Raw genomic sequence first — 4874 nt, 5'->3', positions numbered from 1 at the left:
CGTCTTTGGGTACGCCGATGTGCATGTGCGGAATGCTCCGCAGGAAGCTCAGGTCAAACACACCGTTGTGCGTCGCGCCGTCGGCCCCCACGATTCCGGCGCGGTCGAGGCAAAAGGTCACGTTGAGGTTCTCGATGGCGACGTCGTGCAGTACCTGATCGTAGGCCCGCTGCAAAAAGCTGCTGTAGATCGCTACGATGGGCCGCAGCCCTTGCAGCGCCATGCCTGCCGCAGTCGTGACCGCGACTTCCTCGGCGATGCCCACATCCAAATAACGGTGCGGGTGCTTGCGGCTGTACTCCACCAGGCCGCTCCCCTCGCGCATGGCCGGGGTAATCACAAAGGTGCGCGGGTCCTGAGCGGCCAGTTCGGTTACGGCGTCTCCGAAGGCGGCGCTCCACGAGTAGGCGTTAGTGGCGTTGAACTCGCCGGTGGCGGGGTCGAATTTGGCAGGGCCGTGCCAGTAGATCGGGTCGGCCTCGGCGTAGCTTAGGCCCTTGCCCTTTTTGGTCAGCACATGCAGGATGGTCGGGCCGTCGAGGTCTACCAGTTTTTCCAGCAGCCACACCAGTTCCTGGACGTTGTGGCCGTCTACCGGGCCGACGTAGCGCATCCCCATCGCCGCAAACGGGTTGACGCTGGCGGGGTCGAAAAAATGCCGCGTGCTGTTCTTGGCCCGGCTCATAAAGTTGGCGAGCGGCTTGCTGATGGCCTCGACGGCCTTTTTGCCTGCGCCTTCGCCCTCCTGAAACCACTTCTGCACTTGCAGGCCGCGCATGAATTTGTTCAGCGCCCCCACGTTTTCGCTGATGCTCATCTCGTTGTCGTTGAGCACGATCAGCATTTTGGGTTGCAGGTCGCCGATGGTGTTCAGCGCCGCCAGCGCCATGCCCCCCGTCAGCGACCCGTCACCAATCACGGCCGCTACGTGGTAATTCTGGCCCAGGGCGTCCCGCGCCATCGCCATGCCCAGCGCGTTCGCCAGGCTGGTGCTGGCGTGGCCCACGGTAATCGCGTCGTGGGGCGACTCGCTGACCTTGGTAAAGCCGCTGAGGCCGCCTTCTTTCTTGATGGTAATCATCTGGTCGCGCCGACCGGTCAGAATCTTGTGGGCATACGCCTGATGGCCCACATCGAACAAAATCCGGTCGCGTGGCGAGTCCAGCACGTAATGCAGCGCGGTGATTACCTCTACAGCTCCCAGGCTGCTTGCCAGGTGCAGGCCGCCCTGCGAACACACTCGCACGATTTCGTCGCGCAGCTCCTGCGACAGTTCGGGCAGCTGCTCGCGCGTCAGCTGCTTAAGTTCCTGTGGGCTGCTGATCTCGTCGAGCAGCGGGGTGCCTACGATAGCCCTGGGCAGCGCCTGTAACTTGGAGTTCTTAGTCACTTCTCACCGACTTTGGAGGTGAAGTTGCGGCCAGTCATCAGCAGGGCTTCGGGCGTGCGGATATCGCCCACATACGGCGTGAACCAGTATTGCTGCGCCGCCGGAAACAGGCCGCCTACCGTGTCGGTGATCTGGCGCGTGACGACCCACACGTTGTAGGTTCCAGCGGGCGTCTTAACCTGGCGGTAATCCTGCACGTCGTAGCGGTATTTCAGGGTGCCGTTGGCCTGCACCTTGCCCGCGTCGTCGGACACCGTGACCTGGCTGCTGCCTTCCCAGCTCAGGCCGACTTTCCAGGCTCCTACCGCCGGGGCTTCCTGCCACGCCGGATTCAGGCTGATGGTCACGCCGGGCTTACGGAGGCCAAAGAGTTTGACGCCGCTGTCATCCACCGTGCGGTACCACGTCTGCTCGGCGCCGCGCCCGGTCATCTGAGCGGCCAGCACCGGGATGCCGTTAAACACGGTTGGCCCGAGCTGCTTGACGACGTAGGGCGCTTCGGTCGAAACGTCGCCTTCGGGCAGATAGGTCCAGGCCAGTCCCGTTTCGCTGGGATAAAACGACACGCTGCTAAAACTAGTGGTCGAGGTGATCACGGTGCCGCGCTGCTGCTGGCGCGGTGCGCAACTGCTCAGGGCAGCGGCGCAAGCGAGAACCGTGGCAGTGACCAGCAACAGGCGGGAGGCGGAAGGCATCATGCGCATCATTCTGTCAGCATTTTCCTTTCTTGAAGGCGTGACAACCCCCAAAAGCATGACCTTCCTGTCATGTTCAGTCGGTGTGCGCCCGCTGGGTCACACAAAGAGAAAAAAGAGAGACAGGCGCTTGGCCCGCCTCTCCCTCAAAATCAGTTCTGAAGACTTACGCGGCTTGCGCTCTCGGCGCAGTGGGGAAGCGGTCAGGCCCCATCCTGGGTGCCGTTCTGACCAAGAAGCGGTCAAGCTTGCTCAAGCGAGTCCGTCTTGACCAAGAAGGTGCCACCTGTGCCTTCATACCGCGCAATCCGCATCTTTTCCGACTCGCTTGCACTTGGATTAAAGGCAAGACCTTTCAACTCGGGCGGACTCGTAGAGTTGCGCCGCAGAGCGAGCAGGAAAGAAACACGTTCCGGGCGCGGGATTGGCCACCCAGCACCTAGGCGGGTAGTCAACGAAACAGACGGCAGTCCGTATGACTATTACTGCCCGTTACCCTGAACCTTGGCCTTGAGGGCGGCCAAGGCGTCGTCCACGTCTTTGTCGCGGCCCAGGTCCTTAAGCTGCGCGTCGAAGTCGCCCTCGGTACGCAGCTGGGTCATGGCCTTGTTGCGGTCTTCCATACCCGCAACCTTCTGTTCCATCTCGTTGAAGGCGTTCATTGCGCCGCCCGCCTTGTCGAAGCCCGAAACTTTTTCCAGGGTGGCCCCCGCCTGAGCGGTCTTCTGACGGGCCGCCAGTAAGGTCTGCTTGGACTGCATCTCGTCGATCTTGGCTTCCAGGGCGCGCAGCTGAGTCTTGAGCTGGTCAATGGTGCTCTGCTGAATCTGCTGCTGCTCTTGGAACCCCTTGGCGAGGTCCTTGTGGTTCTGGGCGCGGCGCAGGGCTTCGCGTGCCAGATCTTCGCTGCCGCCGCGCAGGGCTTCTTCAGCCTTCTTCTCATATTCGGCGGCCAGGGTGCTGTTGGTGTTGGCTTCGCGTTCCAGCTTGGCGGCCTGGGCCATGGCACTGGCGACTTCGCTACGGGCATCACCGTAAGCGCCTCGCATATCGCGCAGCGCCTGGTCGATGATCTTGGCGGGGTCTTCCGCCTTGGAAATCAGGTCGTTGACATTGGCACGCAGCAGTCGGGATAAGCGGTCAAGAATAGTCATAGTTGTTCCTCCTCCATTCATCATTACGCAGCCTGCCCGCCAAGGGTTCCATACAAATTCACCCCGCGCCCTTTTCTCAAGGGACGCTGAAGAGCACATGAACCAGACTGAAGCGCTCCCCGGAGTCAACCTCGCTTGACCATCGTGGTGAGCATTCTGGTGCTGCTGGTGGGGCTGGAGCCGGAAGTGCGCCCGGCGTGTTCCTTCCGCCAAACCTGGCGGCGCAGCTGTGCGAGTTTATACGTGAGAAGCACTGTCGTCTACGAACTCAGTGTGCTTGGCCCTTCATTGGCCCAGAAAACCACATCAACCAACCGCGTCATCACCGGTTGGTGCGGGTTTACTGGAAAACGATGGGGGTAATGCCCACGCTGTCGGGGCCGCAGGCAATCGTGATTCCCTTGCCCGCGTCGGTTGTGGTGCAGCCTAGCGCCCGCAGGCCCGAGACAGGGTAGATCAGGTTCTTGCCGTCGCTGACCGGAGCCAGGGGTAAATCCACGTTGCCGCCCGCCCGCTGCGCCGTTTTCGAGCCGGAAGTGATGGTGATGGCCGTCTGGCCCGCCACGTTCAGGCGGTACTTGCCGCCGCCCAGGTTGACCACGTTGACCACGCCCGCCAGGTCCCGGTCAAGCAGGTAGGGTTGCCCCTTGACGACTCCGGCAGGCGCGGCAGGTTTGGCCGCTGCTTTAAGCGTAATTCCGTCGATAACCACCAGAGACTCGGTGGGCGTCAGGGCGCTGAGCAGCACGAAGGCTCCCAGCTTGCCGTCGGCGCTTTCGCGCACCAGTAGGCTGCTGGCCTTGCCCGCCGTTTTCCAGTCGCCCAGCACCAGGTTACCCAGGCTGGACTTGATGGCGGGTTGCAGGCTGCTGGAGGCGGCCTTGACGTACAAGCACACCGCCAGCTGGCTGACTTTCAGGTTGGCCGGACAGTTCAGGAACTGGCCCTTGATGGCCCGGTTGACTGTGATGGCGGTGGCGCTGGCTGATGGGCTGGTTAGTCCGGAGGCCGCCACTACGCCTGCGCGGGGAGCTACTGAAGTGGTCACGGGGGCTGGACTCGCCGCCTTGGCAGGCGCAGGAGTTACTCCCGTCGGCTGTGTCGTCTGGGCAAACGCGGTGGCACCCATCAGCAGCAGATTGAGTGTCAGGAGAGTCCTGAATTGAGTTTGAAAGCGCATGGGAGCATCTTAGTGGCCCCGCATGAGAACGTCACTCATGTGCCGTGCCCAGAAAAGGCTGCCTGGCATGAACAGCCCTGTTCAGAAGTTTTTCCAAACCTTGTCTTCAGCACGGGACTACTTAATTTTGTCGCTGGATAGCTTGGCAAAAAGCTCGATCTAAGCGGCGATCTTGACTGGGACGGGAAATGCGTTGAACGCGGCCACTGTTTTTGTTTACTTGCCGTGCCTGTTAGGAGACAACACGCAAGCAGGAGCCGTATTTCTTTCTATGCGACAGAAACAAAAATAAAGATCAGATCATACAATTAATGACCGGGAGTTTTTCTAAGTCGTGAAGAGTTTCACTGTGAGCATAACAGCAGAACAGTATGTTGCGGCGTGTGGTCACTCCATCCTCCCGTCCTATCCGTGCGCGTAATGCTGAAGAAAAACAGCAGCGACGCGGACAGATT

Annotated in this window: 4 protein-coding genes; all 4 read right to left on the bottom strand. The window is 60.9% G+C overall.

Going from position 1 to position 4874, the window contains the following annotated elements; all coding sequences use genetic code 11:
* Nucleotides 1-1390: 1-deoxy-D-xylulose-5-phosphate synthase (dxs, locus tag QZ269_RS12075; RefSeq protein ID WP_291426956.1), on the bottom strand; the 1390-nt coding region annotated here is incomplete at its 3' end.
* Nucleotides 1387-2088, bottom strand: a complete 702-nt coding sequence (locus QZ269_RS12070; protein WP_367272294.1) for a hypothetical protein — start codon at nucleotides 2086-2088, stop codon at nucleotides 1387-1389. The genes dxs and QZ269_RS12070, both read right to left, overlap by 4 nt.
* 479 nt (nucleotides 2089-2567) lie before the next feature.
* On the bottom strand, nucleotides 2568-3239 hold the full coding sequence (locus QZ269_RS12065) for a PspA/IM30 family protein (RefSeq protein WP_291426955.1): 672 nt from the start codon (nucleotides 3237-3239) through the stop codon (nucleotides 2568-2570).
* A 340-nt stretch (nucleotides 3240-3579) separates the two neighbouring features.
* Nucleotides 3580-4419, bottom strand: a complete 840-nt coding sequence (locus QZ269_RS12060) for a hypothetical protein (protein ID WP_291426954.1) — start codon at nucleotides 4417-4419, stop codon at nucleotides 3580-3582.
* Between the last annotated feature and the right edge of the window lie 455 nt (nucleotides 4420-4874).

This window comes from Deinococcus sp., from assembly GCF_018260405.1.
Taxonomy (GTDB): domain Bacteria; phylum Deinococcota; class Deinococci; order Deinococcales; family Deinococcaceae; genus Deinococcus.
Note: the sequence above shows the minus strand (reverse complement) of the source record. Positions and strands in the feature narration are given on the sequence as shown.